The organism is Bacillus cereus group sp. BfR-BA-01309 (assembly GCF_022664315.1).
Classification (GTDB): domain Bacteria; phylum Bacillota; class Bacilli; order Bacillales; family Bacillaceae_G; genus Bacillus_A; species Bacillus_A mobilis.
Genome location: NZ_JAKUHE010000008.1, coordinates 242,745 through 260,604, shown reverse-complemented (window position 1 = coordinate 260,604; position 17,860 = coordinate 242,745). Strand labels below are relative to the sequence as shown.

Sequence of the window (17,860 nt, the reverse complement as noted above, 5' to 3'; positions counted from 1 at the left end):
ACGTATGAATTACGTGAATATTCTGCTTTAAATAATTGTTGTATCTCATTATGTGTTGAAAAGCTGAAAGGCAATTTGGGTATTATGCTTATACTCAGAAAAGCCTCTAAAAGTCCATTTCCATACTAAACTATTTTAAATTAGCCAATCAACGTGTAAAATAACTGTCATAATCTAAAATACTGCCCTAATCAAAGACAAATGAGGAGAGATACTGTGGATAGAGTATTATTCGTTGAAGACGATAACGATCTAGGAATGGCTATTGAGTTTACTCTAAAAGGAGAAGGACTTGAGGTTATAAGAGTTTCTACTGTACAAGATGCAAAAGACCAATACGAAAATAATAAATTTGACTTAGCCATATTAGATGTTGGACTCCCAGATGGAAATGGGTATGATTTATGTACCTATCTTAAAAGAAAAGGTGATATACCTATTATTTTTCTCACAGCACTAGATGAGGAGGCAAATGTAGTAATGGGCCTTGAAATTGGTGGAGATGATTATATAACAAAACCCTTCAGGGTAAAAGAGCTATTATCTAGAGTAAAGGTACAATTAAGAAAAAAAATTAAAACAGCTTCTAATACTATATTGAGGTCTGGAAATATACAGCTTGAAGTTGAGGCGGCCAGAGCTTTTAAGCATGAGAAAAGTATAAATTTAACACATTTAGAATACAAACTTTTATTAACGCTAATGCTAAATCCTCATAAAGTGTTACAAAGAAATGAGATATTGAAAAAAATAGTAGATGAAAGTGAAGTGTTTTTCGATGAAAATACTCTTTCTGTTTATGTAAAAAGATTAAGAAGTAAAATTGAGGATACTCCACAAAATCCTAACTGTATAATTACAAAAAGAGGTGTCGGATATTTCTGGAATAAAGACGTCAGTAAGGAGTAATTTAATGATAAATAGAGAAATAAAAATTAATATACTTACATTAGCATTAATCTCTTTTTTATTTATTATATATCAAGTTATCACAGTTCATATTCTATATGACCATTTAAAAAATGATTATATTACTATTTGGAGTGAAATTACCGGAAAACTAATTACACAAAACCCAGAAAATGAATACGAAATAATACAAGCACTTACAAATGATACAGCGAATAAAAAAGATTATTCCAGTGATGGAGAAATGCTATTAAATCAATATGGTCTATCTGCTGAATTGGATTCAAGACTTTTTCCTTATTTAAATAAACATATATCCCAAAACAATATATACATGTTCCTTGGAGCAATAGGGTTCAGTTTAATCCTAATTTTTCTAAATTACTTACAATATAAATCTTTTTTCTTAAAAATTAGAAATGTAACAGCTGCAGCGAATAAAATTATTGAAGGTGATTACACCATTGATATAAAGGAAAATAGAGAGGGAGATCTAGCAAAACTCGCTAATTCTTTTCATAAACTGAAAAATGTTATTAGAAAAAGTATGTATAATTTATTGGAAGAGAAACAATTTTTAATTCAAACTTTACAAGATATTTCTCATCAACTAAAAACACCACTCTCAACACTAACAGTGAACAACGATATCTTATTACAAGGTAAATTAAATGAACAGCAATATCATTTTTTACACAATAATGAAGTTCAAATTTCAAGAATCAGCTTTTTAATACATAATTTATTAAAAGTTTCAAAAATAGATGCTAGGGCAATACTATTTGAAAAAGAAAATTCTGATATTATTGATACAATTTATGAGGTCATTGCTAGTTTGAACAGTAAATTAAATAAAAAAAATATGAACATACATTTAAAAACCAATGAAAAAATATCACTTTCCCATGACAGTATTTGGATGCAAGAAGCTTTATTAAATATTTTAAAGAATTCCATTGAGCATTCAAATGATAATAGTTCTATTTATATTGAAGTCACAAACTCTCCTATTCATACTGAAATTATAATTCAAGATTTTGGTGAAGGTATTGCATCAGAAGATTTTCCATATATATTCGATAGATTTTACAAAGCAAAAAATTCTAAAAAAGAAGGATCTATTGGAATTGGCTTAGCACTAGCAAAATCAATTATCGAAGCTCATCACGGATTTATTAAAGTAGAAAGCCAAAAACATTCATTTACAAAATTTACAATTACTTTTATGAAGTATTAATAGTCATTAAATTTTTTAACATCCCCACTTTTAAGTATAATTTCCTAAAATTAATTAGCGTTGAAAAAAGAAGAATGACTGTGGAGAGATAAGTTTTTCGTTTTTAGGGTATTATAGGAACTTATCTTGATGGTCATGGGGTCATGAGATCTTGTCACATATCCATCAACTTAAGGATGTGTGACAAGACCCCTAACACTATAAAATTAATTACTATTTTCACGTCTTTCTATAAATGTGATTTGTAGCATACATCTGTTACAATTTAAACCATAACTTTACCCGGAACGTTAAATATAAATAACTATAAATAGACATTGAAAAATAAAGCCTACATCTCCAATTACTAAGTAATTGGAGATGTAGGCTCTTTTATTTTTTTCCTGGTCCAACTTGAAAATTAAGAAATTCTCCACTGTGCAGATCATATTCTATATTGTATTTTGGTTCCAGCTGTTTGGGCACACCCTCCTGAGCCTAGATATACATTCTCTAAAGCATTTGGCAATTGAAATACGGTGTCATCTAGGATACGGACTCGTTGAAAATAAGAGAAAGGTGGTTAGAAATTTGTGTTTGTTCACATATCTTTTGTTCTAACAGTAAAAAAAATATGTTTTAAAAACAAAACTGCTTTAGCATTTAAACGTATATTTAAGCCCTCAGGGCTAAGTAAAGTGCCTGTCGCTGCATGAAGCCTACTACATAATCGAACCAAGGAATCACTGCCACCCGTTGACTAATCCAAATGCAAATAGCAGCTAAGTCTGATCCAGAAAACTTACGTTTTCGCTTTATAAACCCTATTTCTCTTGCAAGTTCTTCTAAGAATACAGGTTTAACATATCGTTGTAATTCTTCTGCAAATGGTAGTAATTCATCTTGAATCGAGAGATTCATAAGAAAACATCATCCTTACTAATTTAGCTTGTTTAGAAAAGATAACGTTTTTTGATATTTGAGGGTATTAAAATCTCCTGAGTTGCTGGTTATGTATGGTGACCCCATAGCCAAAGAAATAAGAAGATATTTAGAAGTGCATCAAATTTTGAGGAAGTGCTTGTGAACCGTATCATAAATAAATGAGGTTTTATATGTTCGATTTTTAAATAATACCCAAGAAGGAGTGGGTTGCAGTTATAGTAATACTCTATTTTTTGTATTTCTATAAAAGATATTTTTTTAAAAAACAGAATTATCTTGACAGTTATTGAATGGATTGATAAGGTTATAAAAAAATATTTCTTATCCAGAGAGGTGGAGGGACTGGCCTTATGAAACCTCAGCAACAGGTCTGCTTAAGTAGACACTGTGCTAATTCCAGCGGGTGATAATCCTGATAGATGAGAGCTTCCGTTTTTATTTGTCAGTAGCGCCCTCTTTTTTAGAGTGCGTTTTTGTTTTTTCTGGATAGTAACTAAAGGAGAGTAGAAATGGAGAACAAAAATGGGCAAGAATTTCAACGGAAAATGCAAGCACGTCATTTAGTCATGCTATCACTTGGTGGGGTGATTGGAACTGGCTTATTCTTAAGCTCGGGTTACACTATTCAACAAGCTGGCCCCTTTGGAACAATTCTATCCTATCTGATTGGTGCGCTAGTGGTTTATCTAGTTATGCTATGTTTAGGAGAGCTTTCCGTACATATGCCCGAAACGGGCGCATTTCATAGTTATGCAGTTAAATACATTGGACCGGGTACAGGGTATACAGTAGCCTGGTTGTATTGGTTAACTTGGACTGTTGCTTTAGGTTCTGAATTTACAGCTGCAGGATTACTTATGAAGCGATGGTTTCCATCGATTAATGTTTGGGTATGGAGTGCTCTTTTTGCCATTTTGATCTTTTTATTAAATGTCCTGACTGTTAAATTTTTCGCCGAATCCGAATTTTGGTTTTCATTGATAAAGGTTATAGCTATTGTGATTTTTATTGTTTTAGGAGTAGCGGCAATGCTAGGGTTTCTTCCGATGACTCATTCAAAAGCAGCACCATTCTTTTCTAATTTTACAAGTGGAGGTTTATTTCCTCATGGTGCTACGGCCATTATAATGACCATGCTTGCGGTTAATTTTGCTTTTTCGGGAACAGAATTAATAGGTATTGCAGCTGGAGAAACAGCGAACCCGGAAAAAATGATACCGAAGGCCATTCGAACTACTCTGTGGAGATTGATCATCTTTTTTGTAGGAACAATTGTTGTTTTATCTGCGTTATTGCCTATTTCCGATGCAGGGGTATTAGAGAGCCCCTTTGTTGCAGTTCTAGAACGAATTGAGGTGCCATATTCAGCTGACATAATGAATTTCGTTATCTTAATAGCCATTTTATCTGCGGCAAACTCAGGCCTTTATGCCTCTTCTAGAATGCTTTGGTCGCTTGCTAATAAGAATACGATATCCCCGATTTTTAGAAAAATGACGAAGCAAGGTGTTCCAATCAACGCCGTCATTTTCAGCATGGTGGGTGGAGCTTTGGCTTTGCTCTCAAGTATTGTGGCACCAGATACTGTCTATATCGTACTTGTTTCCATTTCCGGTCTAGCAGTAGTTGTAGTTTGGATGAGTATTAGTGCTTCTCAGTTCCTATTTCGCAGACAATTTTTGAAAGAAGGGAATTCTGAAAAGGACTTGATTTATCGCACACCACTATATCCATTAGTACCAATTGCTTCTTTTAGCCTTTGTCTGGCATCGTGTATTGGAATTGCATTCGATCCAACACAGAGAATTGCCTTATATTGCGGCATACCGTTTATTTTGTTTTGCTATGGAAGTTATTATCTAACAAAAAATCTAAAAAAGAGGGGCGTAGATTATGTCGAACAAAACCAACCCAATTGATGCTATTTTATCCCAACATTCCATTATGCTTCTTGACGGAGCATTAGCTACAGAATTGGAGGCGCATGGATGTAATTTGGACGATCCCCTTTGGTCGGCACGTGTGTTACTAGAAAATCCGGAACTAATTTATCAGGTTCATTCGGACTATTTTCGTGCTGGAGCGGACTGTGCCATAACAGCAAGCTATCAAGCTACTATTAGTGGTTTTTCCGCACGTGGAATACAAGAACAGGAAGCTTTGGAATTAATTAAGAAAACGGTGTTACTTGCAAGAAGGGCAAGAGATGATTTTTGGAAGGAAAATACGCAAACGAATAGGCCTAAACCATTGGTTGTTGCATCAGTTGGGCCGTACGGGGCTTACCTTGCAGATGGTTCAGAGTATGTAGGCAACTATGGTGTGACAGATAAAACATTAGCAGACTTTCACCGTTCGAGAATGTCTGCGTTAATCGAAGCAGGTGCAGATCTATTGGCATTTGAAACGATTCCTTCTCTGCAAGAAGCAAGAGTATTAGATACATTATTGCGTGAGTTTCCAGAAACATATGCGTGGCTTTCCTTTTCGCTAAAAAATGAGAAAGAGATTAGTGAAGGTATGAAACTCGTGGAGTGTGCACAAGCTTTTGAGAAAAGTGAACAAATTGTAGCGATAGGCATCAATTGTGCGCCAGTAACCGTTGTGACTGGTGCAATCCAAGAGTTGAGGGCAAACACCAAAAAACCGATTATTGTTTATCCAAACTCTGGTGAAACTTATAATCCAGAAACAAAAACATGGCATGGTCATGAACAATGTAACTCGTTGGATATTCAATCTGAAGAATGGTACCAAGCAGGTGCACGTTTAATAGGTGGATGCTGCAGAACGACACCTTATCACATTGAGGAGATATCAAACAAGTGGCGTTCTTCCGAGTTTTTCTATTCGAACGAAGCAAAACAGTAATTTAATGGATGATAATCTATCTTTGTGTGTATTTTCATGATTTTGCTTGTTCAGGAATCTACAGTTACGTTTAGTTACACAAAATGTCTTTTCAGAGACACAAATGTGGATGGTAGCCTCGGGAATCCAGCGAACTTTTGGGTACCTTAGGTATGGAAAGGAATCAGGGAAAATAAAAACTGCTAGTTTAATAGATATGGTAGACAACATGCTGAATCTTTTAATGAAGATGTAGTTGATCCAATTGAAGGTGAAGGGGACCATTTATTCGTAATTAAAGTTAACGAAGAGATTAATTTAGTTATTCAAAAAATAGTTCAATAACTATATGAAAATTTGTTGTAGTAGTAAATGTGGTCATATTGTTGTAAAAAAGGATAGATGTAAACAGGTATACTCTCCTGTTCATCTATCCTTTCCTTTTTACATACAATATTAAAATCCAAATTAGTTCCTTTTAGGACGGTACTAATATGAACAAGACATTTAAATACATTTTAATCTTCTTTTGTGCAGTGTTTTATATTGCAATGGTTTGTTTGATTATTTATATAAACTTTGTTCAAGATCATTTTATTTCTCCAAGCAGGAAATCTAAGATTGAACATAAACATTTATAATTAGGTATAAGGAGAGCTGTACAAGATACTCTTGATTTTCAACTTCCATATATTTATATGGACTATTAAAAATACAAAATATAGTACTTGCTCAAAGAGCACTGTTAGGGCAAATGGTGCTCTTTTCAATTCAAATAACTATTTTGTTATAAAGTTACTGTTTCTTTATTTAACTCTTGTCCCATTTTCAATAACAAACTACGGAAATGAGTGAAGTCTCCTCTATTGTCGTATCCAGCTAAATATGTATAGATTCTTGATTTCCCAAGATTATGAGGATAATATTTTTGATACTGTTTAGCTTCATCTAAAATGAAGAAGAACGCCACGTTTACACATTCTTTTTCCACCCAATCCATATCATAAGTTTCTATACCATAATGTTTAAAATAATCACCAATGTCATTAATGAATCTTTTTTCTCCATCCGTTCCAGTAATTCGTTTATATTGCAATTCTTCAAACGATTTCATTTCAAGTCGGCAAGTTTCTTCTAACCACTCATATCGTTGCTTAACTGCTTCCATCTCATTTTCATACCACTTATCTCTTATTTTTGTAATATGCACCATGACGGTATTGTCTGATTTATAAAAAACCTCTTCCCAAACTGCTTCATATATTTTTGCTACACTCAGGACAATCCCTTTGTTGCGGGCAAGTAGTTCGAGAATAGCAAACTCTTTTGGAGTTAACCTTGTTTCTTTTCCTCTTATCCATACTTGACGTGTATCTGTATTCACGGTTAAGTCACCAATTTCTAGAATGCTTTTATTATGTTCTATTGATGAATTGTATTTTTTAAACCTTCTTAATTGTGATTTTACCCTAGCGATTAATTCCAATGGGTTAAACGGTTTTGATAAATAATCGCCTGCACCAGAGGCTAGACCCTGAATTTTGTCTATATCCTCAGATTTTGCAGATAGCATGATGATAGGTATATTGCGGTCTTCCCTAATCTTCATACACGCTTCAATACCATCCATATTAGGCATCATAATATCTAAAACAATCAAATCAAACTCCTTTTCTTCTAACAGTTGTAAAGCTTCCATAGCATCTTCTGCCTTTTGAGTTTTCAGACCTTCGTTTTCCAAATAAACAGAGATAAGATTTCTAATTTCTTTATCATCATCAACAATAAGAATTTTTGACTCCATAGGATTCCCCCATATTTTTTCTCGTATTAAACAGCTAAAGACATAAGCAGGTGAGACATTTTTATCTTTTCTTTATTGTAAACTTGCAAATGGAAGACAAGAAATAACATAATAGATATAAGTAATATCGTTCCCCTAATATATTTTTCAATATTTACTGCTGAAGCATATATAATTAATAAGTTCCTTTTTTCTTTAAATTTTACTTTTAGTAAAAAAATAAAATTCCTTATTATTTTCCACTAATAAAATAATTGTCTTGAGATTTCTTCTTTTAATTAATTTTTCTGTGAATACAACTGTACTCAGCCCATATTTGACAATGTAATTTTCTTTCTTCAAATCAATTTCTTCAATTATTTTGTCTCCAAGAAACCTTGAACTTGGAATGGCTGCACCAATTGATTTTTAGTGTATTATATACAGAGATAAGAAAGCCAATTGTTTTCATAGCTAATCATCCCACAGATTTGAGCTCATAATCATACTCTATAGTTCAAACCTTAAGAAAAAGGGGCAAAAGTTCTTAAGCTTTCTACAGCATTTTGTCATAAGAATTTTTTATATTACTGTTTAAGAAGTATTAACTTTCTTGTCTCATAGTTAAAAAGTTTAGACTTTCATGTCCTTTTGATAAAACATGAAAGTCTAAACTTTATTTTTTATAATGGCGATTTATCAACATTTATTCTGGGAATTTTAGTTTAGAGATTCATGTTTTTGTACAATCTTAGATGTATGTAAAAAGATAAGAAAGTCTAAACTTTTACTTTTGGTTAGTAATTAAGACATAAAATTCTAAACTGAAATTTGCTACACTACAAAAATTATCCTTAGAAATACTTAATGTTTTGAATGCATCAAACTTTTTGCTTTGAAATATAGAATCACTCTTCTTATACACTCACTCGCCGCAATAAAGCAAAAAACACCATTTGTTACTAAACCTAGCGCATACTGACTTGAACCTTTAAAAATATATGTTACGATAAAACGTAAAATAAATACAACAATCCATATACCTAAGGCGATATAAGAATTTTTAGTATAAACCTTCCCATTATTTTTATCGATTCGTATTATAGTTGTAGAACCACGCACAGCTCCTACAATTCCTCCAAGAGCAAGTAATACTACAAATAGACCTGTTTCTATTAATGTGAGATTGTTAAATACATGAGTAAATGTATAGTATGCGATCAAAACAGGAGCAATCCACATTCGTTGAACTTTCAATTCTCTTTCTTTTAGTTGAAGGAGAATTATAAGAATAAAAATAATAAGACCAGTTGTATTGTCCATACTATACTCTCTTTCTTTTTTATTATGATCTGTTTAATTTCAATTAGAAAACACTATGTTAATTTTAAATTTTATTCTTTTTACTACATACAGCAGAGATCACTTTACAATTTTTTTTCGAATTGCCATTACAGCTGCTTGTGTACGATCTGTTACATCTAGCTTTTGTAGAATATTGTGGATATGAGTTTTGACTGTCCCTTCGGACACATAAAGGATTTTAGCTATTTCATGGTTTTGTTTTCCATAAGCTAATAATTGTAAAACATCAATCTCCCGCTTAGTTAGAGTTTCCGTATATTCAAGTACTTCGCCAGCTAAATTATAATCATTATTATCGTGTTTTATTAATTGTGTAAAAGCTTGATTTGCTGTCGTGCTATTATAAATCATTGCCCCTCTATTCATATATCGAATACTATCTAGCATTTCCTCCGTTTCAGTATCTTTTAATATATAACCCACTGCACCAGCTCGAATACCATCTAACACATATTGTTGTACATCAAATGTTGTTAAAAGGACAACCTTTGTGTTTGGTAATATATTCATAATGTTTTTAGTAGCCATAATGCCTGATAATTCAGGCATTTGAATGTCCATAATTACCATATCTGGCGCCGTTTCTAAAGCCACTTTAATTGCTTCCTTACCATCTTTACATTCCCCAACTATCTCCATGTCATTTTGCATTTCAATAATATAGCATAGACCTTTCCGAACAAATGGTTCATCATCTGCTAGCACAATACGAATTTTTTCCGTCATACTTCTCCTCCATTTTTCCCTGATGGTACAGTGGCTTCAACTCTAAGTCCTTTTGGCTTATTTAAAGAGAAAGAACAATTACCTCCAACTGATTGACAGCGTTTAATCATACCACTGAGGCCAAATCCATATTCTAATGGCTGATCCCCTGTATATATACCATTATCATCAATTGTAAGTTTTACTACTCCATTTATTTCTGTTACGTTTACAATGACAGAATTTGCATAAGAATGTCGTAAAACGTTTGTTAAAGACTCTTGTAAGATCCGGTAAAGAATTGTACTTTCCTCTATCGTCCACTCTGTTATATTTCCATCTTGAATGAACTCAATTTGTAATAAAGAATTGGCTTGAATCTGTGAAATCAATCCTTTTAATGAAGTAAGCCCGAGATCTTTTTCATCACTTGTCCATTCTCTAACAGCAACTCGGATTTCTTCCATTCCTTTTCGTGCCACCTTTAAGAGTTCTTCGACATGATCTTGGGCAGCAACAGGATCTTTCCTTATCATAATCTTAAGAGCCTGTAATTGAATAATAAGTGAGGTCATTTGATGCCCAAGTCCATCATGGATCTCTCTTGCTAATTTTGCTCTTTCCGTAAAAGCTGCATATCGCATAGAAAATACCGTTGTTTCTTGTAGTTCAGCATGTGCTTCGTCTAATTCTTTTAGTTGTTTTTGATTTTTTTGATATGCGTCTCTTAGCTTGGATGTACTTCGGATCGAGACATAGAGGCCGATAATAATTAATGTTTCTTGATAAGGAAACGTATTCGCATGTATAAATAGAATAATAACTATCCCCGTTATAGCAGCTAAAATTGTCGTTACTCGTGTCCACTTGGGTTCTGCAGCGGCAAGAAAAACTATGAGTGGCCATAACGCATAATTTGGAAAATTCGGATGAGAAAAATATAATACACATGATATGCTTATTAATATACTCGTAAACAAAGCATACTTCCTTGCATTCCACCAAGATTTTGGTGAATACAACATCCATAGATAAACTGTTACAAAAACGCTACAAACCCATATTGCAAAGGTACCATGAGGTGCGAACCCTTTATAAAAAAATATGCATAATAAGATGCTTCCTATCGCATTTCCTGCATGACTATCCATCATTTTTAAAAATACTTTTTCCATATACTTATTCCCTCGCAAACTCACTGTTTAGTTTCTATATTTCTTGGCTATAGATGAATATCCATTTCTTGATTTACGGGCTGGAAATTTACAATTTCCAATTATAATAGTTCATCGTTGAGTTAAATTCCTGTAATGCATATCATCTAAAATCTGAAATTAAAAGAATAATGAAGTAGTTATTATAGTTTGTTTGCTTTACCTACTTCATTACACAAAAGAAGTTGTTTTCCTTAACCTATTTCTTTAATTTGCTTTTAGATTTTTTCTATATCTTTGTATCCTAATCACAATTCCAATAGTACGAATAACTACCATCGCAATTGTAAAAAATACGAAAGCAGGAGCTATAACATTAAAATCCAAGTGATTCGATACCATGAAATCTATAAATTGTTTTGGATACCAGTCTGTCGCTACATAAGCTAATACGACACGCCATCCAAGTGCAATAATCCATAAACATAAATAAGGAATACCAGCTGTTACATACCCTTTATTATCAGAACCATATTCTACTTTCACTGTAAAAAGCATTAGCCCTCCCATAATCATGCCGACCATTGTCATGATTATGAGTGCGATCATATCTGAACCTGAGGTTGGTATTTCCTCGACGAATAAATAAACACTTATACCACAAAGAATAAATGGCAATACAGCCTTTGTGGTTGTAAATACTTTCCTTCCGATTTGTGTTAATAATACAATTGTTAAAAAGGCACCAATCATTATCCAAGCTTGAGTATTCAAATTAAAACCCCCATAAAGTAAAAATTTATTGTTTATTTGCTTACTTACTGGAGGATTGTAACATCCCTAATATTCTAGAACATCTATCTGAAAGATGATTATTTTGAATACCCTCTATCTATAGATAGAGTTTTTTATTATTCTTTTGTAAAAAAATCCACTTGAATATATATAACTTGATATATGGGGCAGCAGCATACGTTCATCAACGGAAATATTTTAACCAAAAGCCAATTATTATTACGGTAATTACACAAAAACACTCAATAATCACCAAAGGTTCTCCTTCGTCTGTTTAACCCCCCCTACACTACAACGGACGAAAATCTCATCGATATGAGAAAAAGACAATCTTTGATATATTGGGTGTTGTCTATGAGTACACCACTTCTACTCATCAGGTATCATAGTAAAAAGGTTGCGGCTCGTCAGGGTTTATTTGATATGCCGACTTTTATAAAATCCATAAAAGATAATAAAAAAATACATGGAAAGAACGCATTTTGTATAAAAATATACCTTAAGTTTATGGATATGTGGCAGGACCCCATGCCCATAAACTTAAGAATATTAACTACGCCTAAGTATTAAAAAACGTTATTCTTTCTAAATAAGCTAGATTAGAAAGAATAACGTCTTTTATGAACCCCATGATTCAAGATAAATTACAACCATTCCCCCAAAAATACAATTATATATTACACCTGTATTTTCAAAAAAAGGTGCAAGAAAACTCGAATTTTACAAGTGTTTTTGAAATATTTGCAACAGAACTCTTTTTTATAAGTCAACTTCATTTATTCCTATGCTACATACGATTATCATGCCAGAAGTTTATTGGAAAATGATTATTCTCATCATAAGCTTCAAATTCATACCCCTTTTCTTTTAATCCTTTTATAATTACTGGTATTGCTGCAACAGATTGTGGATGAATATCATGCATTAAAATAATCTCTTTTGGCTTTGTTGCACCTGTAATTACACTTTCAGCAATTTTTGCCGCTGCAGCATCCACTGGCATGTTACCATATCTCCAGTCTGAAGTATCTATCGTCCAATCCCAAACTCTTAAACCACTTTCTACAACCTTATTTCGAAGTGCTTCATTTAATCCAGGCGAAGAACCATATGGAGGGCGTGTTAGTTTTGGCGATTCACCAATAATATTTGCTATTAACCCCTGGTCTTCTTTCATTTCATTGACATACTCGCCATTTGTATATAACTTCTTGGAATTGTGTGTCATACTATGCATACCTACATAGTGCCCTTCTGCTTTTTCACGTTTTACTAAATCCGGATACTGCTTTACATTTGCACCAATTAAGAAAAAAGTTGCTTTCGTATCATTTTGTTTTAATAGATTTAACAATTCAGCTGTATATTTTCCTGGACCATCATCAAATGTAAGATAAGCAATTTTCCTCACTTGACCATTAAATTGATCTGGTGCAGTCTTATTCATCTTCACCTTCGACTGTTCACCTGCAAGATGTACTGCATTCACTTGGCTGGCTACTGCTCTAGCAGGTGAAGTAATTGATTGAAACATAAAATACCCAATTGCGATTGCAATAATAGCCACTATTGTGACTATTATTCTTTTTACATTTAATACATTTCCCATTCCATGAAATTCCTTTCTTTAATAGCATTTCTCTATAATACTTCTATTCGTATTTAAATATATTCAATTTTTTCGTTCCTACAAGTACATATTAATAAACTATATGAATGGTTTTGTGCGCTCTGTACGCTAAGGATGCAACCCTTGATTTAACAGAGATTCTAATCCTTCTATTCCACCTACTACAAAAAAACGAGCGAAAATCTCATCGATATGAGAAAAAAACAGTCTTGGATATTCATAGGTGTTGTCTATGAGTATAGTGAACTTAGAAAACAAAAGAAGGCTGCATAATCTTTAAAAACGATACCTATTTAGGTTTATTTGGCATGCTCATCTTTAAGGATAAGAAGTGTTTTAAGAGTGTTGTAGTTTATTTGAACGAAAATTGATTTTGTTCTTAAAACCAAAAGTATTGTACCGTTTTTTAACATTAAAAAGAGAGGGTGACGTGCTTCTTATGAATATGCATTAAAAATAAGAGTTGTCTTTATTTCCCGCTAAAGAAAGAACCGATTTCGCGCATAAAACGTGTAAACCAATTAGCTTGCTCTACTTCAGATTTTGTTACAAGGTCTACTTGTAATGATTTACCTGATAAGAATCCAGGATTTGTACTATCATTAGACGCTATAATCATTTGGCTAATTGTTACACCTTTTTTAATAGGAGCTTCTTGTTCTTTATTCGATACTTTAAATTCTTTTTTATAAACGTCTATGCTGCCCTTTGGCATCGGAAGTGAAACAGCTTGCTTCGTTTGAACTGCTACATCTTTATCTTTTGCATTTTCTCCCCGTACTGTTTCATGCCCTTTTACTGCTGAAACTTTTTCATAGACCTTCTTCAATTCAAAATTCGCAAATCCATAATCATATAATTTCTTTGTTTCATCAAAACGTGCTGTATGAGATTTTGTTTTAATCACTACAGAGATAAGACGCATACCGTTTCTTTCTACTGTGCCAGTGAAACAGTCCCCGGCTTCTGGAGTTGTTCCTGTTTTCAAGCCATCTACACCTTCGTATTGCTTAATTAAACCTTTTAACATCCAGTTCGAGTTCGCCATATCAATTGGATACTCGCCGCCCTTTTGGAATGTTTTTTTCGGGATTTTTGCTGTTTCTAATATTTGCGGGAAATCTTGAATCAGACGTTGTGCTAAAATCGCACAATCTCTTGCAGACATTTTATTTTTGCCATCTGGAGTGGTCCCTTCAGGATGCTGTCCTTTTAAATCAATGTTTGTTAAGCCTGTAGAGTTTACAAATTTATAATTTTTCAATCTAAATTCTTTCGACTTATCGTTCATCATTTTTACGAAATCAACTTCTTTTCCAGCAATTGCTTCAGCTAAAGCAATTGTCGCACCATTGGCAGAGCAAATTGCCATTGCCTCGTATAGTTTTACCGTATAATAACCACCGTTTTCTAGGGGCACATTTGATAATGAGCGATCTTGTGAAACTTCGTGTGCGTATTTAGAAACTTTAATTTTCTGATCCTACTTAAGTTTCCCTTTAGCTATAGCTTCACTAACTAAGTACTCACTCATCATTTTTGTCATACTAGCAATCGCTAATAGTTCATCCGCATTTTTTTGATACAAAATTTTCCCGGAATCTGCTTCTACTAATATTGCTGCACCTGCTTTAATATTTAAAGTAGATCCTGTTTCTGCTGATACACTTTCATATGTAACAAACATGCTAAAAAATAGTGTAAGCACAGTTACTATTGCAATGAATTTCTTGCAAAACACACCTTTCACTTCTGTTACCTCCAATATCTGGTATTCAAAAAAACGTTATTCTAACATAATCCGCCCAAAAATAGACAATGTTATCAAATCCTATATATATTAGACATTAGAATCGTTTTTAGATAAACCATCTCAATTTTTTAAGCGCTGACACGAATCAGTTAGACTCCTGCAGTTTTATCAACTTAACGAATAGCAGTCCCTGCAAATTCTTCAAGAGTCATACCAATATCCACATATTTTTTGTGATAAGTGAATATCCAACTGAGTCATCTTTCGTAAAGGTTATAAATTCATCAAGTTTGTCAATTGAATTTCACTTTATTACTACTCCTGAAACCAAAACCATATAGGTGAAAATGCTTATTAAATCGGACAGTCGCTTACCGATTTGTACGGTATCGTTATCAATAGTATAGGCACCCAGTCCGGCGTCAAACTTTTTCTTGAATTGAGCGAATTCTAGATGAATCGTATGATTTGCAAGTTTAGTTTTCTCAGCTTTCTTGCGTTTACCTGTAATAATTTCCCTTTAAAAGTTTTATACTTGTAAGACTAACAATCTGTATTTCTACACACATCCCTATTTTTAATACCCTTGCTCCTTTCCAAATAATCCGTAATTTCATATTTTTCAAGATTACAATTAATAGACAATCTAAGTAATACATTTGTTCCTCATTTACAAAAAAATCAAGCCATTGTGCACCGCATATAGTGATACCCTATCAAAGGAAAGGTATATAAAATTTATCAAATCCATATGAGAATAGTTTCTTAGTTTCTATAAAACGCTGAGAACTATTACTAGTCCCCATTACAACAGAAATCATCCTTTTCCCATCTTGTTTTGCTGTTCCTGTAAAACAGTAACCTGCTGCATCTGTAAATCCAGTTTTAAATCCATCAACCCCTTGAAAATATAATATTTTGTTAGATGGATGAAGCATTTTATTAGTTGTATTTACAGTGGTTCCACGTAAGTTAAAAGATGTAAGTTTGGATATTTCTAAGATATTCGGATAATTTTTTATCAAATGTTGTGCTAATTTTGCTGCATCTAATGCAGTCATTTGGGATTCTTCATTTTTTTCATCAGCAAGGCCCGTTGCATTAACAAAGCTCGTCTGATTTGATAATTGCAATTGCTTTGCTTTTTCATTCATAAGCAGTGTAAAATTCTTTTCACTCTTAGAAATATGTTCAGCTAATGCAATCTTGTTCTGTATTTAAGTTTGTCATGGCATCCAGTAAACTCGTTGCATTTTTAGAATCAAGAGCTCCAGGCCGCTCGTCTCCTAAAATAATTGCTGGTTCATGAACTAACGCACGTGCTGCGGCGGAACGTTGCTTTTGTCCACCAGATACTTCAGAAGAATACATTTTTTATTTAACTCGACCATATCCTGCAATATATTTACTCCAATATGTACTATCTAAGCTATCTTCACCTATTCCGGAATTACTAGCATTATAAAACTTGTTATTACCAATATACATACCAACATGAGTAATACCTGATTTGCCCGGAACCGTTCCTTTAAAGAAAACTAAATCTCCTGGTTGAAGTGCCTTTCTTTCAACACGTGTTGTTTGATTGTATTGATCTTGTGATGTACGTGGTAATTTAATCCCTTGTGTTCCATATCCCCATTGCATTAATCCCGAACCATCAAATCCAGTTTTAGGACTATTTCCACCATATTTATATGGTTTACCTTCATGTTTTTTCATTTCTGCATAGACTTTATTAAATTGGCTGGCAGTTATTGATCTAGTAGTGGAAGCTGATATAGTTTGTATTGTATTTCCCTTTTGAAAAACACTACCAATTTCATCTGCAGAAGCAAGACTACCACCCGATCCTAGCATGACACCTAACGTTAATGAACCAATAATAAATTTCTTCTCCTATATTCTTTTGTAAGAATTTATACTTCTCACCTAATAGGTTAATTGGAATATACGGAGAAAAAAGCATAGGTAATCATACATTATTCTACATATTTCTTATATTTTGTATATTCATTAATATTTCATTCTCCTATATTTATTTAAATTGGATAAATCCTATAATAAAAGTATAAAAATGAATTATTAAAATATTCAAATGTTAATTGAGAAATAAAAACTACTCTTTTATATAATGATAGAAAATAAGTACGTTAAGTAAATGCCCTTATTTATATTCTATTTCTTCCTTATTATCCTTAAGATAAAACATTAATTCTATTGTGGCTAGTGTTACAGATTCATTAGCCCCAATAATATGTAATTTTGTTTTTGTATGGTTGTTTTTCCAACAACTACGGGTTGAAACCCTTCTCCGTTTTTCAAATGTCCACTGCCGCCTTCTTCCCAATTAGGCTTTGAAGCTTCACATCCGATACTTCTAACCTCTTTATAGGCTGCGTTTGATTTTTTAGACGCTTGTGGTTCACCATTTGCGTCTAAATGTCCCGCTAACATGAAATCTATGATCTTCCTTTTTACAGTTGTAATAATCCCTTTCAATCCATCTTCTGTTTTTAAAATTAATCCTAGGATACTTGTTTCTAAAGTTAATGCATCTCCGCCATTAATAGAATAACTAATGTAAGGAAATAGATTTTTTACACTTGCTTAATGAACACTTTCTTTGCATTTTAAACATTACTTCCTTTATTTCTCCTGTTATAACAAAAGTAGTTGATACTATTGATAAAAGTTACTAATTTTAACATTATCACCCTTATTTTAGAGTGGTTTCATGTGGTAAATATTACCC

Annotated in this window: 11 protein-coding genes, 6 pseudogenes and 1 riboswitch; of the genes and pseudogenes, 5 read left to right on the top strand and 12 right to left on the bottom strand. The window is 32.9% G+C overall.

Going from position 1 to position 17,860, the window contains the following annotated elements:
- Positions 1–216: 216 nt before the first annotated feature.
- Both MR115_RS17415 and MR115_RS17410 read left to right on the top strand, forming a co-directional pair.
- On the top strand, positions 217–909 hold the full coding sequence (locus tag MR115_RS17415; RefSeq protein WP_088047590.1) for a response regulator transcription factor: 693 nt from the start codon (positions 217–219) through the stop codon (positions 907–909).
- 4 nt (positions 910–913) lie between these two features.
- Positions 914–2,146, top strand: coding sequence for a HAMP domain-containing sensor histidine kinase (locus MR115_RS17410; RefSeq protein ID WP_242242122.1), 1,233 nt, complete (start codon positions 914–916; stop codon positions 2,144–2,146).
- Between the two features lie 378 nt (positions 2,147–2,524).
- Here the strand turns inward: MR115_RS17410 and MR115_RS17405 are convergent.
- Positions 2,525–3,046, bottom strand: a pseudogene (locus tag MR115_RS17405) (IS4 family transposase); the annotation flags it as partial.
- A gap of 342 nt (positions 3,047–3,388) precedes the next feature.
- Positions 3,389–3,496, top strand: a riboswitch (SAM riboswitch).
- An 83-nt stretch (positions 3,497–3,579) separates the two neighbouring features.
- On the opposite strand from MR115_RS17405, the gene mmuP reads away from it, so the two are divergent.
- Positions 3,580–4,989, top strand: coding sequence for an S-methylmethionine permease (gene mmuP / locus MR115_RS17400; protein WP_242242121.1), 1,410 nt, complete (start codon positions 3,580–3,582; stop codon positions 4,987–4,989).
- Positions 4,964–5,941, top strand: coding sequence for a homocysteine S-methyltransferase (gene mmuM / locus MR115_RS17395; RefSeq protein ID WP_242242120.1), 978 nt, complete (start codon positions 4,964–4,966; stop codon positions 5,939–5,941). Before mmuP ends, mmuM begins: the two co-directional genes overlap by 26 nt.
- Positions 5,942–7,058: 1,117 nt before the next feature.
- On the opposite strand, the pseudogene MR115_RS17390 reads toward mmuM, so the two are convergent.
- From MR115_RS17390 to MR115_RS17360, 6 genes and pseudogenes are all read right to left on the bottom strand, one after another.
- Positions 7,059–7,724: pseudogene (locus tag MR115_RS17390) on the bottom strand (response regulator transcription factor); the annotation flags it as partial.
- 843 nt (positions 7,725–8,567) lie between these two features.
- Complete coding sequence (locus MR115_RS17385) at positions 8,568–9,026, bottom strand: CcdC protein domain-containing protein (RefSeq protein ID WP_242242119.1); 459 nt, start codon at positions 9,024–9,026, stop codon at positions 8,568–8,570.
- 99 nt (positions 9,027–9,125) lie between these two features.
- Positions 9,126–9,794: a response regulator gene (locus MR115_RS17380; protein WP_242242118.1), complete on the bottom strand. Its 669-nt coding sequence runs from the start codon at positions 9,792–9,794 to the stop codon at positions 9,126–9,128.
- Positions 9,791–10,948, bottom strand: coding sequence for a sensor histidine kinase (locus MR115_RS17375; RefSeq protein WP_242242117.1), 1,158 nt, complete (start codon positions 10,946–10,948; stop codon positions 9,791–9,793). The genes MR115_RS17380 and MR115_RS17375 overlap by 4 nt, the downstream gene beginning before the upstream one ends.
- Before the next feature lie 246 nt (positions 10,949–11,194).
- The gene (locus MR115_RS17370) at positions 11,195–11,701 is read right to left on the bottom strand and encodes a hypothetical protein (protein ID WP_242242116.1); all 507 of its coding nucleotides are present in this window, start codon (positions 11,699–11,701) and stop codon (positions 11,195–11,197) included.
- An 808-nt stretch (positions 11,702–12,509) separates the two neighbouring features.
- The gene (locus MR115_RS17360) at positions 12,510–13,331 is read right to left on the bottom strand and encodes a peptidoglycan-N-acetylglucosamine deacetylase (RefSeq protein WP_242242115.1); all 822 of its coding nucleotides are present in this window, start codon (positions 13,329–13,331) and stop codon (positions 12,510–12,512) included.
- A gap of 140 nt (positions 13,332–13,471) precedes the next feature.
- Between MR115_RS17360 and MR115_RS17355 the strand changes: the two are divergent.
- A pseudogene (locus MR115_RS17355) lies at positions 13,472–13,625 on the top strand (IS4 family transposase); the annotation flags it as partial.
- A gap of 196 nt (positions 13,626–13,821) precedes the next feature.
- On the opposite strand, the pseudogene MR115_RS17350 reads toward MR115_RS17355, so the two are convergent.
- From MR115_RS17350 to MR115_RS17330, 5 genes and pseudogenes are all read right to left on the bottom strand, one after another.
- A pseudogene (locus tag MR115_RS17350) lies at positions 13,822–15,102 on the bottom strand (D-alanyl-D-alanine carboxypeptidase family protein).
- Positions 15,103–15,821: 719 nt separating this feature from the next.
- Positions 15,822–16,310, bottom strand: a pseudogene (locus MR115_RS17345) (D-alanyl-D-alanine carboxypeptidase family protein); the annotation flags it as partial.
- Position 16,311: 1 nt separating this feature from the next.
- Positions 16,312–16,473 (bottom strand): annotated as a pseudogene (locus tag MR115_RS17340) (bacitracin ABC transporter ATP-binding protein); the annotation flags it as partial.
- Positions 16,474–16,479: 6 nt separating this feature from the next.
- On the bottom strand, positions 16,480–16,965 hold the full coding sequence (locus tag MR115_RS17335) for a C40 family peptidase (protein WP_242242114.1): 486 nt from the start codon (positions 16,963–16,965) through the stop codon (positions 16,480–16,482).
- A 372-nt stretch (positions 16,966–17,337) separates the two neighbouring features.
- Positions 17,338–17,562 (bottom strand): hypothetical protein, encoded by a 225-nt coding sequence (locus MR115_RS17330; protein WP_242242113.1) that lies wholly within the window; start codon positions 17,560–17,562, stop codon positions 17,338–17,340.
- Positions 17,563–17,860 lie beyond the last annotated feature (298 nt).